This is a genomic window from Streptosporangium nondiastaticum (genome assembly GCF_003011965.1).
GTDB classification, from domain to species: Bacteria; Actinomycetota; Actinomycetes; order Streptomycetales; family Streptomycetaceae; genus Streptomyces; species Streptomyces nondiastaticus.
This window is the reverse complement of the sequence record NZ_PXWG01000417.1, coordinates 1-383: the sequence shown is the minus strand read 5'-3', so window position 1 is coordinate 383 and position 383 is coordinate 1. Positions and strand designations below refer to the sequence as shown.

Genomic DNA, 383 nt, shown 5'->3' with positions numbered 1-383 from the left:
CGGTGTTCGCCCTCTCTGAAACGGGCGCCACCAGTGCGGCAGCGCGCTGGATGGCCAAGCGCGAGAACGCGTCCGACCTGGTCGGGGGTGTCAACATCAAATCCAAGGACGCCGTGGTGATGCGCACCTTGCTCGACATGTCGACCACGGCGCAGATCAAGGACAGCCTCAAGCTCGGGCAGGCGGTGCTGGGGCACCTCGGCAAGGTTGGACGGCTGCACAAGCCACGCGTGGAGCAGGCCGGCTTCGCCGTGCTCAAGGCGCCCGACATCCCGTCCATCCTGGTCGAAACCGGCTTCATCTCCAACCCGGAGGAAGAGTCCAAGCTCAAGGACGAGGGATACCAGGCAGAACTGGCCGACGCCCTGCTGGCCGGCATCCAG

1 protein-coding gene is annotated in these 383 nt (G+C 65.8%); it reads left to right on the top strand.

The features are described 5' to 3' along the window. Positions 1-383: N-acetylmuramoyl-L-alanine amidase (locus B7P34_RS36490; RefSeq protein WP_189383308.1), on the top strand; the 383-nt coding region annotated here is incomplete at both ends.